The organism is Saccharopolyspora terrae (genome assembly GCF_004348435.1).
Lineage (GTDB): Bacteria > Actinomycetota > Actinomycetes > Mycobacteriales > Pseudonocardiaceae > Saccharopolyspora > Saccharopolyspora endophytica.
Genome location: NZ_SMKS01000037.1, coordinates 18,920 through 36,119, shown reverse-complemented (window position 1 = coordinate 36,119; position 17,200 = coordinate 18,920). Strand labels below are relative to the sequence as shown.

General features: G+C 69.1%; 18 protein-coding genes. 5 read left to right on the top strand and 13 right to left on the bottom strand.

The window, feature by feature from the left end; genetic code table 11:
- Positions 1–76 precede the first annotated feature (76 nt).
- The gene (locus tag E1181_RS19920) at positions 77–394 is read left to right on the top strand and encodes a hypothetical protein (protein ID WP_132676981.1); all 318 of its coding nucleotides are present in this window, start codon (positions 77–79) and stop codon (positions 392–394) included.
- 175 nt (positions 395–569) lie between these two features.
- Here E1181_RS19920 and E1181_RS19915 read toward each other — a convergent pair whose 3' ends face one another.
- The 9 genes from E1181_RS19915 to E1181_RS19875 all read right to left on the bottom strand — a co-directional run bounded on the left by E1181_RS19915 (position 570) and on the right by E1181_RS19875 (position 7,316).
- Entirely contained in the window at positions 570–1,484 is a 915-nt protein-coding gene (locus tag E1181_RS19915) for a serine/threonine-protein kinase (RefSeq protein ID WP_132676979.1), read from the bottom strand.
- An 8-nt stretch (positions 1,485–1,492) separates the two neighbouring features.
- Positions 1,493–1,711 carry a hypothetical protein gene (locus E1181_RS19910; protein ID WP_132676977.1) on the bottom strand — a complete coding sequence of 73 codons (219 nt, stop codon included), beginning with the start codon at positions 1,709–1,711 and terminating at the stop codon, positions 1,493–1,495.
- A 263-nt stretch (positions 1,712–1,974) separates the two neighbouring features.
- Entirely contained in the window at positions 1,975–3,030 is a 1,056-nt protein-coding gene (locus E1181_RS19905; protein WP_132676975.1) for a S8 family serine peptidase, read from the bottom strand.
- A 173-nt stretch (positions 3,031–3,203) separates the two neighbouring features.
- Positions 3,204–4,535 (bottom strand): nucleobase:cation symporter-2 family protein, encoded by a 1,332-nt coding sequence (locus tag E1181_RS19900; protein ID WP_165944682.1) that lies wholly within the window; start codon positions 4,533–4,535, stop codon positions 3,204–3,206.
- 252 nt (positions 4,536–4,787) lie between these two features.
- On the bottom strand, positions 4,788–5,678 hold the full coding sequence (gene pucL / locus E1181_RS19895; RefSeq protein ID WP_132676973.1) for a factor-independent urate hydroxylase: 891 nt from the start codon (positions 5,676–5,678) through the stop codon (positions 4,788–4,790).
- Positions 5,679–5,681: 3 nt separating this feature from the next.
- The gene (uraH, locus tag E1181_RS19890; RefSeq protein ID WP_132676971.1) at positions 5,682–6,026 is read right to left on the bottom strand and encodes a hydroxyisourate hydrolase; all 345 of its coding nucleotides are present in this window, start codon (positions 6,024–6,026) and stop codon (positions 5,682–5,684) included.
- Positions 6,023–6,523 carry a 2-oxo-4-hydroxy-4-carboxy-5-ureidoimidazoline decarboxylase gene (gene uraD, locus E1181_RS19885; protein ID WP_132676969.1) on the bottom strand — a complete coding sequence of 167 codons (501 nt, stop codon included), beginning with the start codon at positions 6,521–6,523 and terminating at the stop codon, positions 6,023–6,025. Before uraD ends, uraH begins: the two co-directional genes overlap by 4 nt.
- Before the next feature lie 171 nt (positions 6,524–6,694).
- Positions 6,695–7,057, bottom strand: a complete 363-nt coding sequence (locus tag E1181_RS19880) for a helix-turn-helix domain-containing protein (protein WP_132676967.1) — start codon at positions 7,055–7,057, stop codon at positions 6,695–6,697.
- Between the two features lie 10 nt (positions 7,058–7,067).
- Positions 7,068–7,316 carry a thiamine-binding protein gene (locus E1181_RS19875; RefSeq protein ID WP_132676965.1) on the bottom strand — a complete coding sequence of 83 codons (249 nt, stop codon included), beginning with the start codon at positions 7,314–7,316 and terminating at the stop codon, positions 7,068–7,070.
- A 64-nt stretch (positions 7,317–7,380) separates the two neighbouring features.
- Between E1181_RS19875 and E1181_RS19870 the strand changes: the two genes are divergently transcribed.
- The gene (locus E1181_RS19870) at positions 7,381–8,181 is read left to right on the top strand and encodes a hydroxypyruvate isomerase family protein (protein ID WP_132676963.1); all 801 of its coding nucleotides are present in this window, start codon (positions 7,381–7,383) and stop codon (positions 8,179–8,181) included.
- A 17-nt stretch (positions 8,182–8,198) separates the two neighbouring features.
- Entirely contained in the window at positions 8,199–9,320 is a 1,122-nt protein-coding gene (locus tag E1181_RS19865) for a glycerate kinase (RefSeq protein WP_132676961.1), read from the top strand.
- Positions 9,321–9,456: 136 nt separating this feature from the next.
- Here the strand turns inward: E1181_RS19865 and E1181_RS19860 are convergent, their stop codons facing one another.
- The 4 genes from E1181_RS19860 to E1181_RS19845 form a co-directional block, all read right to left on the bottom strand.
- Positions 9,457–9,951, bottom strand: coding sequence for a copper resistance CopC family protein (locus E1181_RS19860; protein WP_132676959.1), 495 nt, complete (start codon positions 9,949–9,951; stop codon positions 9,457–9,459).
- Positions 9,936–10,502, bottom strand: a complete 567-nt coding sequence (locus E1181_RS19855; RefSeq protein ID WP_132676957.1) for a superoxide dismutase family protein — start codon at positions 10,500–10,502, stop codon at positions 9,936–9,938. Before E1181_RS19855 ends, E1181_RS19860 begins: the two co-directional genes overlap by 16 nt.
- A 76-nt stretch (positions 10,503–10,578) precedes the next feature.
- Complete coding sequence (locus tag E1181_RS19850; protein ID WP_132676955.1) at positions 10,579–11,034, bottom strand: (2Fe-2S)-binding protein; 456 nt, start codon at positions 11,032–11,034, stop codon at positions 10,579–10,581.
- A 43-nt stretch (positions 11,035–11,077) separates the two neighbouring features.
- Positions 11,078–13,300: a xanthine dehydrogenase family protein molybdopterin-binding subunit gene (locus E1181_RS19845; RefSeq protein ID WP_132676953.1), complete on the bottom strand. Its 2,223-nt coding sequence runs from the start codon at positions 13,298–13,300 to the stop codon at positions 11,078–11,080.
- A gap of 792 nt (positions 13,301–14,092) precedes the next feature.
- Here E1181_RS19845 and E1181_RS19840 point away from each other — a divergent pair.
- Both E1181_RS19840 and E1181_RS19835 read left to right on the top strand, forming a co-directional pair.
- Positions 14,093–16,786, top strand: a complete 2,694-nt coding sequence (locus tag E1181_RS19840; RefSeq protein WP_132676951.1) for a nitrate- and nitrite sensing domain-containing protein — start codon at positions 14,093–14,095, stop codon at positions 16,784–16,786.
- On the top strand, positions 16,783–17,199 hold the full coding sequence (locus E1181_RS19835) for a roadblock/LC7 domain-containing protein (RefSeq protein ID WP_132624514.1): 417 nt from the start codon (positions 16,783–16,785) through the stop codon (positions 17,197–17,199). Before E1181_RS19840 ends, E1181_RS19835 begins: the two co-directional genes overlap by 4 nt.
- Position 17,200: the final 1 nt, after the last annotated feature.

The window sequence follows — 17,200 nt, the reverse complement described above, 5'->3', positions numbered from 1 at the left end:
GCGTTCGGGCGAACCGCCCATCACCGGTCGCGCGGCCACGGCACACTGTGCTCGAACGTCGTGGAAAGGACCGGGGATGGAACAGGACGCGCTCGACAAGCTCAAGGACCAGCTGGGCGATCACCAGATCTTCGGTGAGCCCGTCAGCCAGGGCGACACCACGCTCGTCCCCGTCGGCGAGGTGCAGCTCGGCGGGGGCTGGGGCGGACGTCGCGACGACACCGGAGGCGGCGGCGGAGTGCGTGCGCGGGCGATCGGCGCGTTCTCCCTCGCCGCCGACGGGACGGTCTCCTGGCATCCGGCGGTGAACGTCAACCGGATCGTCTGGGGAGGCCAGCTTGCCCTCGCGACAGCCGTGGTGGCCTGCGCCATCGCCTTCCGCCGACGCCGCTAGGAGCTGTGCGGGAACGGTTCGCTCGGCGGTGCGGGTAGCGGTGCCTTCCGAACGGGAATTCATGCCGGTACACCCCGTCGACACGTCCTCGCAGGAGAAGCACCTCAGAACCCGCGGCGGTGCGAGCTGAGTCCCACGCCTGAAACAGCGGCTACCGCTGCATTCCTCACACGACCTAGGCGCCGATCGAGCGGGGGTCCATGCCTGACCAGGCGACCAGCTTCGCGGAGACGTCGGCGATGCTCGGCCGGGACTTGGGATCCGGCGTCAGGCACTCGTCCACGGTGCGCGAGAGCGCCGCGGGCAGCCGTCGGTGGGTGCGCAGCGGTGCTGCCCGCTCGTCGCGCTGCGGGTAGTGGCGGCTGCCGCCCTCGGTGCGCTCGCGGTGCGAGGCCGACGCCCACGGCGTGGTGCCCGACAGCGCCTCGTACAGCGTCACTCCGAGCCCCCAGACGTCGGCTGCGGGGGACATGCGCTCGCCCCTGGCCTGTTCCGGCGAGAGGTAGTCGAACGTGCCCGCCGAGCTCTTCTCGCCGATCCGGCACACCAGGCTCAGGTCCAGCAGCACCGCGCGGCCACCGATCTCGACCACGTTGGACGGTTTCACGTCCAGGTGCACCCAACCGTGCCCGTGCAGGTAGTGCAGCGCCGAGCACAGCTGGATGCCGAGCACCGCGGCGTCGACCGGGCGGAGCCTGCCCAGCTCGGCGATCAGGTAGCTGAGGGTGTGACCGGGCAGCGTTTCGGTGATCAACGCCGGACGTTCGGGTTCGGCGGTGCGCACGATCTCGTAGCCGCGCAGCAGGTGCGGGTGGGTGAGCTGGGTCAGCAGCACGCCCTCGTTGCGGAGCCAGGCGATCGCGCGTTCGTCGGTGGCGCGCTCGGGTCGGATCGTCTTGGCGATGCAGCGGCAGGACCGCTGCTCGCTCCACACGTCGTAGACGTCGAGGCGACTACCGCGCCTCAGGTGGTCGACGATCCGGTAGCCGGAGGCGAGGGTGTCGCCGGGCGCCAGCGGCGCTCCGGGCGGTCCCCAGCTCTGATCCGGTTCGCCGTAGTAGTAGGACGGGGTCAACGAATCGGTCAACACCGCTGCGATCAGCTGTGACTGCGGTGCCGGCGGCGGTGGTCGTCGCTGCTGTCGCGGCGACGGCGGTGGTCGCTGCTGTCGTGCCGGCGACGGCGGTGGTCGTCGCTGCTGTCCCGACGGCGTCGGTGATCGCTGCTGTCGCGGTGCCGGCGGTGGTGGTCGCTGCTGCCGCGCGAATGGTGTTGCTTGGCGGGGGACACCATCTGGAACAGCTTGGAAAGGTCCACTGCGCACTCCCGAAGGTCAGATGATCATTCGGGCCACCGCGGGGGCGGCCCATCAGACCATTGTTCCGTAGATCGAGTGGCCGATGCGACCGGTTTCGGATGAAAAGGGCTTCACGCAGCGAATGAAGAACCGCGGCTGATAATGGCGATTGCCATCACCAGCCGCGGTTCGAGGGGAACTCCGGCCCGGACCGACCTGGAGGGGGCCGGAATACCGCAGTACTCGGGGACCCGAGTACTGCGGTATTCCGCGTCCTCCGGCCTCAGCCCTGGGACGCGACGGCGGCCGCGGCGTCGACGACGCCGTAGCCGTACACCGGGTTGTAGACCCCGCGGAGACCGGTGATCGGGGTGCGCGCGGTGGAGATCAGCGCGTCCTCGATGCCGGCGGCGTCACGCCCTTGCGCGCCCAGCAGCGCGGCGACCCCGGCGACCTGCGGAGCGGCCATCGACGTCCCGGCGAGGGCGTCGTAGTCGGCCTGACCGCACTCCGGCTTGCCCGTCCCGCGAGGGACGCTGGACCACACGTCGCCGTCGCACTCGCCCAGCGACGAACCGCCCGGGGCGGACACCGCGCGCAGGTTGAGCTTGACGCCGAGGTTGGAGTACACGGCGTGCATCTCGTTGGCGTCGGTGGCCGCGACGCACAGCGCGCCCGCCTCCCACGACGGGGTGTCGCACAGCGGCGCGGTCTCGTTGCCCGCCGAGGCCACCACGACGACGCCCTTCTCGCGGGCGTAGGCGATGGCCTCCTTGGTGGCCGCCTGCAGGCCCAGCAGGGTCAGGACCTGGATGCCGGGCTGGGCGCCGAGGCTCAGGTTGATGACGTTCGCACCGTGGTCGGCGGCGTAGCGAACGCCCGCCCCGATCTCCTCGAACGTTCCCGAGCCGTTCTCCAGCGCCTTGATCGGCATGATCTTGGCGTCCGGAGCGACGCCGGCGATGCCGACGCCGTTGCCCGCGGCGGCGGCCGCGATCCCGGCGACGTGCGTGCCGTGCACGTCGGATTCCTGGCCGACGCCGTCGGCACCGGTCCAGTCACCGTTGCCGCACGGCCCCGGTGCTCCGCCGCAGGAGAAGGTGGCGCCGGGGACGAGTTTGCCGCTGAACTCGGGATGTCCGAGGTCAACGCCGGTGTCCACGACGGCGATGGTCTGCCCGGCGCCGGTGCTGCTGGCCCAGGCTTCTGGCGCGTGCAGTTGCTGCAAGCCCCACTGCTTGTCGATCAGCGGGTCACCGGCGGCTGCGCCGGCGCTCGCTTGCGTTGCCACCAGCGATAAGCCGACCAGGCTCGCGGTGACCAGGGTCCGCATGCGCATTGCGACTCCCATTGGGTTGGCTCGGCATTTGGCGGATCAACGAGCCGGTCGGCGAATAGTTTCACTCGCAACCGTGATTCAGCCGTTCACCGGGACAAGTTCCTTCGGCTGGAGCAATGCGGAAGGTGATCATTCCAATTAGGTGGGTGCGAAAAGCGGTCGACTCGCCGCATTCACGACATGTGCGGTTCGCGCCGCTTGCTGAACAGCAGGTTCAGCAGCAGGGCCGCGATGCAACCGGTGCTGATCCCGGAGTCGAGGACGGTGCGCATCGCCTCGGGGAAGTGGTCGTAGAACGAGGGCGCCACGACGGGGATCAGCCCGATGCCGAGGGCTCCGGCCACGATCAGCGCGTTGTGCGGGTCGCCGAGCCCGGCCTTGCTCAGGGTGCGGATGCCGCTGGTGGCCACCGATCCGAACAGCACCAGCGCGGCGCCGCCGAGCACCGGCTGCGGCACCAGCGAGACCACCGCGCCCGCCACCGGGAACAGGCCCAGCAGCACCAGCACGCCGCCGCCGGTGGCGACCACGAACCGGCTGCGCACGCCGGTCAGCGCGACCAGGCCGATGTTCTGCGCGAACGCGCTGCAGGTGAACCCGCCGAAGATCGCCGAGATGGCGCTGCCCGCGCCGTCGGCCCGAAGGCCCGCGGCGATGGTCTTCTCGTCGGCGGGCCGGTCGACGATCTCGCCGAGCGCGATCATGTCGGCGGTGCTCTCCATCATCGCCACCAGCATCACGATGCAGATGGACAGCGTGGCGGTGAGGCTGAACGTCGGCGTCCCGAGCTCGAAGGGCACCGGGAGGTTGAACAGCGGCGCCGATGCGAAGGTCGAGGTGTCGACCAGGCCCATCGGCCAGGCGATGAGGCTGCCCACGAGCAGGCCGATGAGCAGCGCGATCCGGTTCAGGAAGCCGGTCAGGAAGCGGTTGAACAGCAGCACCAGCACGAAGGTGGCCGCGCCGAGCAGGATCTTCTGCGGTGCCGCGTAGTCGGGGGCGTCGCTGTCCTGCCCGGCGATCCACTTGATCGCCACGGGCATGAGCGACAGCCCGATCAGGGTGATCACGGTGCCGTTGACCACCGGCGGGAAGAACCGCACCAGCCGGGAGAAGTACGGCGCTGCGACGAACGCCAGCACTCCGGCGATGAGCACCGAGCCGTAGACCACCGACAGCGGGTTCTGCGATCCGCTCTGCTGGGCGACGATGGCGAGGATCGGCGCCACGGACCCGAACGTCACACCGTTGACGAACGGCATCCGGGCGCCGATCTTCCACACCCCCAGCGCCTGCAAAGCGGTGGCCAGACCTGCGGTGAACAGGCTCGCGCCGATCAGCAACGTCATCTGCAGCGGTGGCAGCCCGATGGCCTCGCCGACGATCAGAGGTGGTGCCACGACTCCGGCGTACATCGCCGCGACGTGCTGGATTCCGAAGGCGATCATCCGGGTGGGCGGTAGCACCTCGTCGCACGGGTGCGTGGTGCTGTCGGTTGTGGCCATGTTCTTCGCTCCCAAACCCGCAGGGCTACGTCGTCACATCACTATCGGCACGAGTTGTTCTTTCCGGATTTTCGTTGTGTTGCAACGCTATTGCGGTCCGCAGTGCACTTTTTGGGTACGACGGACCGGGCGTCCCGCCAGGAACGCCTCGAACTTCAGGGGGATTTCGTCGGATGAAGAGCGGGCGCGGGCCGTGAGCAGCGCTCGCGGCCCGCGCCGCTTCGCAAAAGCGATTCCGCCAGCGGGGAGTTCTCAGAACTCCGCGGTGCTGTACCACGCCATCGGCGCGTCCTCGACGTCGTCGCGGCGGACGACGCCCTCGATGAGGCCGTAGGGGCGGTCGGCGGCGAAGAAGACCTCGTTGTCGTTCTCCAGCCCGAAGGGGGAGAGGTCGACGAGGAAGTGGTGCTTGTTCGGCAGCGAGAGCCGGACCTCGGCCAGCTCCGGGTGCGCCTCCAGCGCGGCCTTGCCCATCTCGTAGAGGCTCTGCTGCAGGGCGAGGCTGTGCGTGGTGGCGAAGGCCTCCAGCATCGTGGCGCGCACGGACTCGAAGCTCTTGGCCCAGTCCACGTCGGTGTGCAGGTAGCGCCAGCGGGCGGTGACCGCGGTGGCCAGGATCCGGTCGTTGGTCTCGGGCAGCGTCGTGTACCGGTCCTTCGGGTAGCCCCAGAACTCCGAGCCGGTCGACTTGAGCACCACCAGGTCCTTCAGGCCCGAGACCACGTGCGCCTGGTCGCCGTCGATGGTGACCGCGGTCGTGCGCTTCTCGTCGCTCGCCCGGGAGAACGAGTGGTCGTGACCGGTGCCCTCGACGGGGATCCGCTGCCAGCCGTACTCGTCGATGAGGATCCGCGCGCCGTTGATGCCCTCGGCGGAGGACACGAAGTGCCTGCCCAGCCGCAGCGCGAAGTCCTCGATCTCACCGATCGGCTGCTGCTTGGCGAAGGCGTAGACGGTGTTCTTCTGCGTGTCGGTGGGCAGCACCTTGGCGTTGTCGCCGGACAGGTGCACCTCGTCGAGGTCGCCGCGCAGCGAGGTGCTGACGTTGAGGTCCTTGATGGAGTGGCGCGGCGTCGAGCGGTCCACGGTGACGATGCGGACCTCGGCCTTGCCGTACTGGTTCGGGCCCATGGAGATGCCCATGATTCAGCTCCCTCGATAGGTGGAGTAGGCGAACGGGCTCAGCAGCAGTGGAACGTGGTGGTGCTGCTCGGGATCGGTGATCCGGAAGGTGATGGACACCTCCGGGTAGAACGCGGCGGTTCCTCGCCGGTCGAAGTACTCGCCGGTGTCGAAGGTCAGCCGGTAGTCGCCCGCGTCGAGGCGGTCGGGTCCGAGGTCGCGGCAGCGGCCGTCGGCGTCGGTCCGGCCGGTCGCCGACGGAGCTCCGCCCGGCAGGGGTTTCCCGTCGGCGGTCTCCAGTCGGACGGCGACGTCCGCGGCGGGCTTGCCCTGGGCGGCGTCGAGGACGTGGGTGGTCACAGCGCTCATGGTTCGATCACTTTCGCCAGCCGCAGCGCGGCGATCTTGCGGAGTTCGGAGTCGACGATGCGCAGCTCGTCGTCGGGCTTGTTGTCCAGCCGCGAGCGCAGGATCTCCAGGAGCTCCTCGCCGCTGCGACCGCTGGCGCAGACCAGGTAGACGTGCCCGAAGCGGCGTTCGTACTCCAGGTTGGCGGCCCGCAGCTCCTCGGCGAGGTCGTCGCTGACGCCGGCCTGTTCGCGGCGGGAGAACTCGGCGCCGCGGCCGGTGTCGGCGGGTCGTTCGCCGATGCGGGGGTGCGCGGCGAGGGCCTGGAAGATCTCGGCGTCGGTGAGGTCCGGGGCGGCGTTCGCGGCGGCCCGCTGCACGGCCTCGGCGTCGGCGAAGGGGCGCGCATCGGCGATGTCGGCCGCCCAGCGGGTGATGTCCAGGCAGTTCAGCAGCCTGTCGATGAGGTCGGCCCGAGGTGATTCGTTGAGCCGTCGCACACCGGTGGTGGTAGCCATGCGCTTCTCCGCTGAAGTGGTTCACATGCCGGCTCGATCGTGCCGAGAGAACTCGGTGACCGCAGCTCCGGTCCGGTGCGCAAAAAGCTACGACCACCCAAACAGGGTGTCAACAGTTTGTTGAAAAAGGCAGGTCGGCGATGCCCTGGAAGGTGAGCGGCAGGCGTCGGGTCAGCCCCGCGCCTGATCGCGGTTGAGGTAGTTGTAGACGGTGAAGCGGCTGACGCCGAGGGCCTTGGCGACGGTCTCGACCGACTTGCGCATGCTGAACGCCCCGCGCTCCTCCAGCAGCCGGACGGCCTTCTGCTTCTCCGGGCGGGGCAGGTCGGGCAACTTCGCTCCGAGCTCGGTCTCCACATCGCGGATCAGGCGGTCCAGGGCGCTGGTGAGCTCCTGACCCGGCACGCGCACGGCGACCGCCGGGGAGCCTTCCCAGTTCAGCACGATGTCGCCCGGTTCCCGCTGGTCCACGGGCACGGCTGTGGCCCCGATGTGGTCCAGCAACGGGGCGATCGCGTTGGCCAGCGGATGCATCGTGACCAGCCTAGACCCGGTCGTCCTCGGCGGTGACCTGCAGGGTGATCCGGTTCGCCCCAGCCGCCAGCGCCTTGTCCAGCACCTCCGCCAGCGCGGGCAGCAGCTGCTCGCGGTCGCCGCTGATCGCCGTGCCCAGCGGGCCGAAGTCCGGATCCAGGCCCGCCGCCAGCAGGCAGTCCCGGGCCGCCAGCGCGTGCGCCGGTGGATCCCCTTCGCCTTCGAACGGTTCCGTGGTGAACTCTGCGCGCAGCATCATCGGACCGACCTCCCTGACCGAGACGGTAGCGTCCGCGTGCAACCACGACCCAGACGGGAAGCCGATGAAGACCGACCGATTCGACGTCAATCTGTCGATCCTGTTCACCGAGCTGGATCTGCTGGAACGACCCGCCGCCGCCAAGGCCGCGGGGTTCGACCGCGTGGAGTTCTGGTGGCCGTTCGAGGCCGCCGTGCCCGCCGAAGCCGACGTGGAGAAGTTCATCCGGGCCATCGACGACGCCGGTGTGTCGCTGGTAGGACTGAACTTCTACGGCGGCGACCTGGCCGCGGGTGAGCGAGGAGTGCTGTCCGATCCGGACCGGGCCGGGCAGTTCGCGGCCAACATCGACGTGCTCTGCGAGATCGGCGAGCGCCTCGGTTGCCGCGCGTTCAACGCGCTCTACGGCAACCGCATCGACGGCCTGGACCCGCGCGCCCAGGACGAGGCCGCCACCGAGAGCCTGGTGCGCGCCGCACGCGGCGTCGCCCGGATCGGCGGTACCGTTCTCATCGAGCCGGTCAGCGGGATCCCGAGCTATCCGCTGCGGACCGCCGCCGACGGGCTCGCCGTCGTCGACCGGGTGCGCGAGGCCGGCGAGGTGGACGCCGTCCACCTGCTGCTCGACCTGTACCACCTGGTCACCAACGGCGACGATCCGAACTCGGTGCTCGACCAGCGCCCGGAAGCGATCGGGCACGTGCAGATCGCCGACTCGCCGGGACGCGGGGAACCCGGCACCGGATCGATCGACTTCGCGCACTACTTCAGCCGGCTCGACGAGGTCGGCTACACCGGCCACATCGGACTCGAATACAAACCCAGCGGCGCCAGCACCGAATCCTTCGGCTGGATCGCGAGCTGAACCAAGGAGGCGTCACGTTGCCCGGTCCCGTCCTCATCGCACCGGACAAGTTCAAAGGCACCCTCACGGCGCCGGAAGTGGCCGAGGCGGTCGCCGCCGGGTTGCGCCAGGCGCGGCCCGACGTGGAGCTGCGGCTCGCCCCCGTCGCCGACGGCGGTGACGGCACCGTGGACGCCGCGCTGGCCGCCGGGTACGCCCGGATGACCGTGCCGGTCAGCGGCCCGACCGGGTACCCGGTGGACACCGAGATCGCCTACGACGGGGAGACCGCCGTCGTCGAACTCGCCTCCGCCTCCGGCCTCGCGCTGCTCGACCCCGACGACCTCGACGCCCTCGGCGCCTCCAGCGACGGAACCGGCGAGGCGCTGCTGGCGGCGCTGAGCACCGGCGCCCAGCGGATCGTGCTCGGCGTCGGCGGCAGCGCCTGCACCGACGGCGGTGCCGGGCTGCTCACCGTCCTCGGCGCGAGAATCCTGGATGCGAACGGAAATCCGGTCGCGCCCGGCGGCGGCCCGCTGGCCGACGTCGGCGAGATCGACCTGTCCGGGCTGGACCCCAGGATCGGTGAGGTCGAGCTGATCCTCGCGTCCGATGTGAACAACCCGCTTACCGGACCGAACGGCGCCGCCCACGTCTACGGGCCGCAGAAGGGCGCGAACCCGGAGCAGGTGGAGCTCCTCGACACCGCTCTGGCCCGGTACGCGCAGGCCATGCGGGCCGCGGGCGGACGCGACGTCGCCGAGCAGCCCGGCGCGGGCGCGGCGGGCGGAGTCGGCTTCGCCGCTCTGGCGGCGCTGGGCGCGACGATGCGGCCCGGCGTGGACGTCGTCCTCGACCTCGTCGGCTTCCACGAGCGGCTCGACGGCGCGGGACTGGTCATCACCGGCGAAGGCGCTCTGGACGAGCAGACCCTGCACGGCAAGGCCCCGGCCGGGGTCGCGGCTCGCGCCATCCAAGCGGGAATCCCGGTCATCGCCATCGCGGGCCGCTGCGACCTCACCCAGGAACGGCTGGCGGAGGCCGGGATCGACGCCGCCTACGCCCTCCTCGACGTCGAACCGGACCCGCAGCGCTGCATGGCCGACCCGGCCCCCATCCTCACGACCCTCGCCGCAACGCTGGCCGAGAACCACCTCTGAACAGCGGCTTTCGAGGTGCGATTCGAATTTCGCGCGAAATTCGAACGCGAAACATCGGCCTCGAATTTCGCGCGAAATTCGAAAACGGCTCCCTCCCAGGTGAACCCGGGAGGGGGCCGTTCTCGTCGTTCTGGTGCTACTCGGACTCGGACCGGCGCGGGATCAGGGCGATCACCACGATCAGCAGCACGACGATCACCGCGCCACCGCCGATGCTGAGCCAGAGCATGTAGCTGCCGCCGCCGGACTCACCCGGCGGAGCCGGGGCGACGTTGAGGTAGAAGCCGCCCTCGGTGGTGTGGCCGTCGTCGAAGACGGTCCGGTACTTCACCGTGTGCAGACCGGGTTTCAGCGCTTCGATGTGGACGGTCACGTGGTTGCCGTCGACGTCCGCCTCACCCGAGACGTGATCGGCTCCCGCGGGATCCTTCACCTCGATCTGCGGCGGCTTCGACTCGTCCAGGGCCCCTGCGAAATCCATCTCGATGCGGTCCACCCCGGCCTGGGCGGTTTCACCCGGGCCGGGGGAAGCGGAGTTGAGCCCGCTGTGCGCGAACGCGGTGCCTGCGCCCAGCAGGACCAGCAGCGCGCTCAGAACCGCACCGACGGTGGTTCTCAGAGGTCGGCGCATGCGATTCGGTTGTCGGTGAACTCGGCCGGGTGGACCACGAGCGACTTGGCGGCCTCGGCCGGCTTGTCGTTCTCGGCGGTCATGAAGCCGCGACCGGTGGCGTCAGCGGTGAACGCCAGGTGGATCTCGTTCGGCGGCATCTCCGACCCGGCGGGGTCGAACTTGAAGTGCTCACCGCCGGCCTCCTCCGCGCACGGCTTGGCGTGCACGTGGGCCATGTACTTGCCGTTCGGCGCCAGACCGGTCATCTCCAGCGTGACCGTCGTGCCGCCCGGGTGGATCGCCAGCCACGCGGTGCCCGCGGCCTGGTCGGTGCCCGGCGCACGAGTGGGCAGCAGCGTGAACGGGTTGGTGCGCAGCTGCGCGCCCGGCACGTCCTTGGCCGGAGTGGCGTTGGCGTCGCCCATGTTCATCTGCATGCCGCCACCGGCCTGCTCGCCGCCGCCGTGCTGCATGTGCATGCTGTGGTCCTCGGAAGAACCACCGCCGCACGCGGAAAGAGCCGCGCAGGCGAAGACCAGCCCGGCGGCGAAAGACTTGCGAAGTGTCATGCCCTCATCAACTTCTTCTTGAACTGTTCCTGCGCTCGTGGCCGGGCGGAGGAATCCCCCGCCCGGCCACGCAGACTCACATGTTCTCGGCCGCCTGCTTGATGGCCTGGCGGATCCGGCCGTAGGTGCCGCAGCGGCAGACGTTCTCGATCTTGTCGATGTCCGCGTCGGTCGGCTCGCTGGTCTCGTTGATCAGCGCGACGGCCTGCATGATCTGGCCCGGCTGGCAGAAACCGCACTGCGCGACGTCCCGGTCCAACCACGCCTGCTGCACCGGGTGCAGCTCGTCGTCGTCGGCCAGGCCCTCGATCGTGGTGATCTCGGTGCCGTCGGCGTCCTCGGCCTTGACCATGCAGGTCTGGACGGCCTCGTCGTCCTGCAGGCAGGTGCAGGCGCGGCAGACGCCCACACCGCAGCCGTACTTGGGACCGGTGATGCGCAGCTCGTCGCGCAGCACCCACAGCAGGGGCATCTCCGCGGGGACGTCGACCTCGACGTCCTTGCCGTTGACGGTGAACTCGTACTTGGGCATGTCGCTCGGGGACTCCTTAGCGGAAGATCTCTTCAGGCCGGAATCAGTAGTTGACCGGGAAGCTGCGCGGCTTGGTGCCGGTCGCGCGGGCGTAGGCGGTGGCGATCGCACCCGCGCACACCGGCACGCCCAGCTCGCCCACACCGCCCGGCTCGTCGGTGGTGGCCGGCATGACGTGGATCTGCAGGTCGGTGGGGGTGTGACGCTGACGCGCCCACAGGAAGTCCCCGTAGCTGCCCTCGCGCACCGCACCGTTGTCGATGTGGATGCCCGCCTGCAGCACCGTGGAGATCGCGTCGGTCAGGCCGCCCATCATCTGAGCTTCGATGCCGCGCGGGTTCAGCGGAACGCCCGCGTCGACGGCGATCACGGCCTTGGTGACCCGCGGCTTCTTCGGGTCCGTGGCGTTGATCTCGACCAAGCAGGCCGCGACCGACTTGAACTCCTCGTGCATCGAGATGCCCTGCGCGTGGCCCTTGGGCATCGAGCGGCCCCACTTGCCGTCCTTCATGACCTTCCGCAGCACGGCCTTCGCGCGGTCGGTCTTGGCGTTGTCCAACCGGAAGTTCGCCGCGTCGGAACCGGCCTTCTCCGCGATCTGGTCGACGACCAGGTCCTCCGCGGTGCGGAAGGTCGCCGAGTGCACCGACCGCCAGCTGCCGGTGTGCACGCCCTCCAGCGGGTAGTCGTTCAGCGAGATGGTGGTGGTGCCGAACTCGTAGGGCACCGACTGGGTCAGGTTGAAGTACAGCTGCGCGGCCGGGAGCTTGCCGATCCCGGACTGCACGGCGGTCGAGGTGATCAGGTCACCGATGCCGTGGTTGAAGTCGGTCGAGACGCTGGCCATCTTGTGCGCCCAGGACCGCACCTTGCCGCTGCGGAACGACGCCTTGACGCGGTGGTGCGAGGCGGGGCGCATCCGGCCGTGGCGGGTGTCGTCGTTGCGGGTCCACATCAGCTTGACCGGCTTGCCGATGGCCTTGGAGACCTCGGCGGCCTCGACCGCGGCGTCGTGGAACAGGTGCCGGCCGAAGGAACCGCCGGCGCGGGTGACGTGCACCTTGACGTCGAGGACGCCGACGGCCGCGGCGATGTCCTTCTGCGCGACCTGCGGGGACTGGGCGGGAACCCAGATCTCGGCGCTGCCGTCCTTGACGTCGGCGATCGCGTAGTTGACCTCCATCGGCGCGTGGCTGACGAAGGCGAAGTCGAAGCTCTCGTCGATCTCGTCGCCGTCGCTGTCGGAGATCCCGTCGTCGAGGCTGCCGGTCATCCCGGCCAGCTTCTCCTGGATGTCGGCCGACGACATGTCGGCGATGGGGCCCTGCTTCCAGGTGACGTCGAGCTTCTTGGCCAGCTCCATGGCCTGCCAGGTGTACTCGGCGCACACGGCGACACCGGTGGAGATCTCAGCGGTGCCCTTGAACCCGGGGACGTTGCGGATGGCGGAGTCGTCGTAGGACTCGACCTCGCCGTCCAGGGTCGGCGGGCGGACCACGACGGCCACCACGGAACCCGGGATCTTCAGGTCCGAGACGAAGTGGGCCTTGCCGGTGACGAGGGCGGTGGCGTCGGAGCGGGTGTGCCCCTTGCCGAGGACCTTGAACTCGTCCGGGCTCTTCGGCGTGGCGGGCACCGAGGGGACGACCACCTTGGCGGCGTCCTTGGCGAGCTCGGCGAAGGTGGCCTTGCGGCCGCCCGGGCCGACCACGCCGGTGCCCTGGGTGGTCAGGCCGCTGGCGGAGACGCTCCACTTCTTGGCGGCGGCGGTGAGCAGCCGGGAGCGCGCGGTGGCGGCCATCTGGCGCAGCGGCTTCCAGAACGTGCGCACCGACGACGAAGCCGCGGTGAACTGGTTGAACAGCAGCTCGGGGCGGGCGTCGGAGAGCTCGACCACGACGTCCTGGGTGCGCGCGCCGAGCTCCTCGGCCAGCATCATCACCACTGCGGTGTTGATGCCCTGCCCGGATTCGAGGCGCGGGAGCTCGAAGCGGACCTTGTTGTCCGCGGTGAACTCCAGCTTCATCAGCGCCATGGTGGGCGCGGTGGCGATCTCCATGAGGTCGCCGAAGTCCATGAGCCCGGAGACGGGGGGAAGCGGCAGCTGACCGGCGACCTGCCCGGGTGCGGCGGCGGCTTCACCTTCCATCACGAACTTGCCGGCGACGGTCAGCATCGGGGCCGCCGCGACGTAGGTGAGGAAGCGTCGGCGTCGCGTGCCGGGCGCCGGAGCGGCTTCCTCGTGAGCGGTGGCGGGGTGAACCATCCAAACTCCTCTCGCGCGCCAGCACTCAAATGGCCGACCGGGGACCATTCACCGAGCGGAAAAGACGTGCCGACGTACTCAAACAGGCCAAGGCAGGACTTGTCCGACTTCAGGTCCGTCACTAACCCCGTGCGATGCCGGCGGGTGTGCACCGCGTCATCGAAAATTCATTTCAGGTCGCCAGGAGTAGTCGAATTGCGACATTTGGCCGCGAGCGTCACTTCCAGTGACCAGAAGCTATTCGAAGATGACTTTCCGGGGTTGTGTTGACTTCCTCTGGGGTCGGGGGAAATGGTGCTTGAAAAGTCGGTGTGGCCGGTTTTCACCTGCCAACGTCGCGAGAGCCTACCTGACCGTAAAGTAGTGTCTGAATCACCCTTTTGGCAGCGTTTTGATTAGGCCTAACAGAGTAATCGTGCGTAGGTCCGGACCAGTTCTGGCCGGGTGGCCAACCAGTCGGAACCGGTTCAGGGCAGGCGGTCTCGATGTTGCAGTTCTGAACCAGTTCGCCGTGTGATGGGATAAGTGGCAATGCAATTCAGCATTGCCGAGCGCGTCTGCTAATCTTCCCGCGCATACTGCCCGACCAGCGTGTATAACAATTGTGTCGATAGGTCCCAATAGCGCGTTGACCATGCATGACTGCGGTCCTAGGCTGCGTCGTCATCTGATGTGCCGGTGGGTCCGAAATTTTTCGGCGCGCCCGCAGGCCCGGCCGTTTCGGGGTACGCAGGGTCGGCGTGGGTTCTTCTTGCTGCGGCCAACCAACGGAGAAGGTTTGAGACGAGGTCCATGTCAACGCTGAAAAGCTCCTTCGCCTCCGGCACGATCAAGGCGCGCCTGATGGCCATCGCACTCGTCCCGAGTGTCGCGGCCCTGCTCGTCGGCGTGGGCTTGTCCGGGTACCTGATCTTTCACGGCCTGAGCGTGCAGAACTACGTCGGCAGACTCGCCGACGCCAAGGACCCCTCGGCCAGATTCGTCGCCAACCTGCAGGACGAGCGGCAGCTGACCCTCGTCTACCTCAGCAACCGCAACGAGCGCCGCAACCTCGACGAGGTCCGCAAGAAGTTCGACGCCTCGCTGGCCGAGATGGACGGCGTCGCCGAGGAGTTCGCCGACTCGGTGCCGAGCGAGGCGCGGAGCAACTTCGACGAGTTCCGCTCGCAGCTGGGCACCGTCAAGGAGGTGCGCAAGCAGGTCGACGGTGGACCGGCCGAACTGGACGCGGTCTACAAGTTCTACAACGGCCTGTTCGACGCCTACAACATGAGCCTGCGGACCTACGTCCGGTACGCGCCGGACGCTCAGGTCTCCTACGAGAGCTCGGTGTCGGCCGACCTCATGGACGCGGCCGACGCCATGGCCCGAGGCCACGCGCTCGCGCTGGGCCGCACCTCGGTCGGCATGACGCCCGCGCAGTACCACGAGTACGCGCACCAGATCGGCGCCTTCCACGACAACCTGAACTCGCTGACGCCGCGAATGACGCCGGTCGAGGAGCAGACCTACAAGGACCTCCAGAAGGGCTCCGCCTGGACCCGCGTCGACGCGGTGCAGGACGCCATGGAGGTCGCGGGTGCTCAGGCCGCGGCCGGTCAGGTCATCAAGGTCCCGGTCAGCACCAGCGACTGGATCAGCTCCACGCACGACCTGGCGCGCGAGCTCAACGCCCTGTCGACCTCGCACTACCAGTACGCGCTGGTCCTCGGTGGCACGGTCGCCGGCGAGACGCTGCTGACCTCGGCGATCACCGGCGCGATCATCGTGCTGATCGTCCTGATCGTCTTCCTGATCGCCCTGCGGCTGGCGAACCTGCTGGTGCGACGGCTCAACAAGCTGCGCAGCGAGACGCTGGCGCTGGCCGAGCGGGAGATGCCGTCGGTCGTGGCGCGGCTGCGCAACGGGAAGCAGGTCGACGTCGAGCGCGAGGTCTCCTGGCTGCGCTTCGGCAGCGACGAGATCGGTGAGGTCGCCAACGCCTTCAACGAGGCGCAGCGCACCGCGATCCGCGCGACCGTCGCCGAGGCCGAGACCCGGCAGGGTGTCCGCTCGGTGTTCCTCAACATCGCCCACCGCAGCCAGGTCATGGTCCACCGCCAACTGCAGGTGCTCGACAAGGCCGAGCGCAAGCTGGAGGACCCGGACCAGCTGGAGCTGCTGTTCCAGCTCGACCACCTCGCGACCCAGTCCCGCCGCAACGCCGAGAACCTGATCATCCTCGGTGGTCAGCGCCCCGGCCGGCAGTGGCGCAACCCCGTCCTGCTGCACGACGTCGTGCAGGGCGCGGTCGCCGAGACCGAGCTCTACGCCCGCGTCGAGATCCAGCAGCTGCCGGAGATCTCGGTGCAGGGCCGCGCGGTCGCCGACCTCGTGCACCTGCTCGCCGAGCTGGTGGACAACGCGACCTCGTTCTCGCCGCCGGAATCGCACGTCGAGGTCCGCGGCAACGTGGTCGGCAAGGGCATCATCGTCGAGATCGAGGACCAGGGCATCGGCCTGGAGGCCGAGAAGCTCGACGAGCTCAACCAGCTGCTGGCCAGCCCGCCCGACTTCTCGGTGATGGCGCTGTCCGAAGAGGCCCGGATGGGCCTGTTCGTGGTCGCGCAGCTGGCGGGCAGGCACGGCATCAAGGTCACCCTGCGCGACTCCGCCTACGGCGGGATCCGGGCCGTGGCGCTGATCCCGAACCACATCGTCGCCGAGCGCGGTCCGCAGACCGAGCGCCAGGAGCGCGTCGAGCAGAGCGGTTCGCAGCCCGCGATCCCGGCCGCCGAGCCGGAGACCCGGCCGAAGATCCCGCGCAAGCGCTGGATGGAAGGCCGGCTCGACCCGGACGTCATTCCGGACCCGATCGGGCCCGACAGCCCGATCACCCCGCACAACCCGGTCGGTCACGAGGGGGCCACGCAGCGTTGGGCCCACCCGGGTGCCAACGGGTCCGGGCCGGCCACCGGTGAGATCGGTGCGCCGCAGCAGAACCCGGCCGAGCAGCGTCGCCCCGCCGCGCTGCCGCGCCAGCCCGAGCCCCGGGTCAACGAACAGCAGCGTCCGGCGATGGGACGGCGGATCGCGCCGGAGCCTCCGGCGAACATGCCGGGGCTGTCGTCGAACATGCCCAACGCGTCTGGTGAAATCCTCCCGACGGAGGTCGTTGCGAACGGAACCAACGGCTCTGGTCCGCCGAAGAGCGGCACCACGGCCGGGGTTTCGGTGAACACGTCGGTTTCCAGCTCGGCCGACAAGCCGCCGCTCCCGCAGCGCCGGCGCGGTCAGAAGGCCAATCTCGCGGCGCCGCTCCGCGCCCAGATCGACCAGAACCAGAAGCCTGAAGCCGCGCCGCAGCAGCCCGCTCCCAGCAGCGGTCCGCCGCGGACGCCCGACAGGTTCCGCAACAGCATGAACGCCTTCCAAACAGGCACCAAGCGAGCGCGCACCAACGACGTGAACAACGATGGTGCGCGGCCAGGAGGAAACGAGGCATGACGCTGAAGGCTTATAGCAAGGAAGTTGACTGGCTGCTCAACGATCTCGTGCAGCGGCTGGCCGGCGCGGACAAGGCCGCGTTGCTGTCCTCCGACGGCCTGCTGCTGGGCAAGACGCCGAAGCTCGGCCAAGCCGACGCGGAGCACCTGGCGGCGGTCGCCTCCGGTTTCCAGAGCCTGTCGAAGGGGGCGGCGCTGCAGTTCGACGGCGGTGAGGTCTACCAGACCGTCGTGGAGATGGCGAACTGCTTCCTGATGGTCACCGCGGCCAGCGAGGGCGCCTGCCTCGCGCTGATCGCCGCCGCGGACGCCGACCTCGGCATGATCGCTTTCGAGGCGAACCGCATGGTGACCAGGGTGGGCAACTACCTGAGCTCCGCGCCCCGTGCCGCCGGTTCTCCCCTTGATGTGTGAG

Bases quoted from the DNA above. Each gene is read 5' to 3' on its own strand.
- E1181_RS19920 (WP_132676981.1), top strand. From the start codon at position 77: ATGGAACAGGACGCGCTCGACAAGCTCAAGGACCAGCTGGGCGATCAC.
- E1181_RS19905 (WP_132676975.1), bottom strand. From the start codon at position 3,030: ATGCGCATGCGGACCCTGGTCACCGCGAGCCTGGTCGGCTTATCGCTG.
- E1181_RS19900 (WP_165944682.1), bottom strand. From the start codon at position 4,535: ATGGCCACAACCGACAGCACCACGCACCCGTGCGACGAGGTGCTACCG.
- pucL (WP_132676973.1), bottom strand. From the start codon at position 5,678: ATGGGCATCTCCATGGGCCCGAACCAGTACGGCAAGGCCGAGGTCCGC.
- uraH (WP_132676971.1), bottom strand. From the start codon at position 6,026: ATGAGCGCTGTGACCACCCACGTCCTCGACGCCGCCCAGGGCAAGCCC.
- uraD (WP_132676969.1), bottom strand. From the start codon at position 6,523: ATGGCTACCACCACCGGTGTGCGACGGCTCAACGAATCACCTCGGGCC.
- E1181_RS19880 (WP_132676967.1), bottom strand. From the start codon at position 7,057: ATGCATCCGCTGGCCAACGCGATCGCCCCGTTGCTGGACCACATCGGG.
- E1181_RS19875 (WP_132676965.1), bottom strand. From the start codon at position 7,316: ATGATGCTGCGCGCAGAGTTCACCACGGAACCGTTCGAAGGCGAAGGG.
- E1181_RS19870 (WP_132676963.1), top strand. From the start codon at position 7,381: ATGAAGACCGACCGATTCGACGTCAATCTGTCGATCCTGTTCACCGAG.
- E1181_RS19860 (WP_132676959.1), bottom strand. From the start codon at position 9,951: ATGCGCCGACCTCTGAGAACCACCGTCGGTGCGGTTCTGAGCGCGCTG.
- E1181_RS19855 (WP_132676957.1), bottom strand. From the start codon at position 10,502: ATGACACTTCGCAAGTCTTTCGCCGCCGGGCTGGTCTTCGCCTGCGCG.
- E1181_RS19850 (WP_132676955.1), bottom strand. From the start codon at position 11,034: ATGCCCAAGTACGAGTTCACCGTCAACGGCAAGGACGTCGAGGTCGAC.
- E1181_RS19845 (WP_132676953.1), bottom strand. From the start codon at position 13,300: ATGGTTCACCCCGCCACCGCTCACGAGGAAGCCGCTCCGGCGCCCGGC.
- E1181_RS19840 (WP_132676951.1), top strand. From the start codon at position 14,093: ATGTCAACGCTGAAAAGCTCCTTCGCCTCCGGCACGATCAAGGCGCGC.
- E1181_RS19835 (WP_132624514.1), top strand. From the start codon at position 16,783: ATGACGCTGAAGGCTTATAGCAAGGAAGTTGACTGGCTGCTCAACGAT.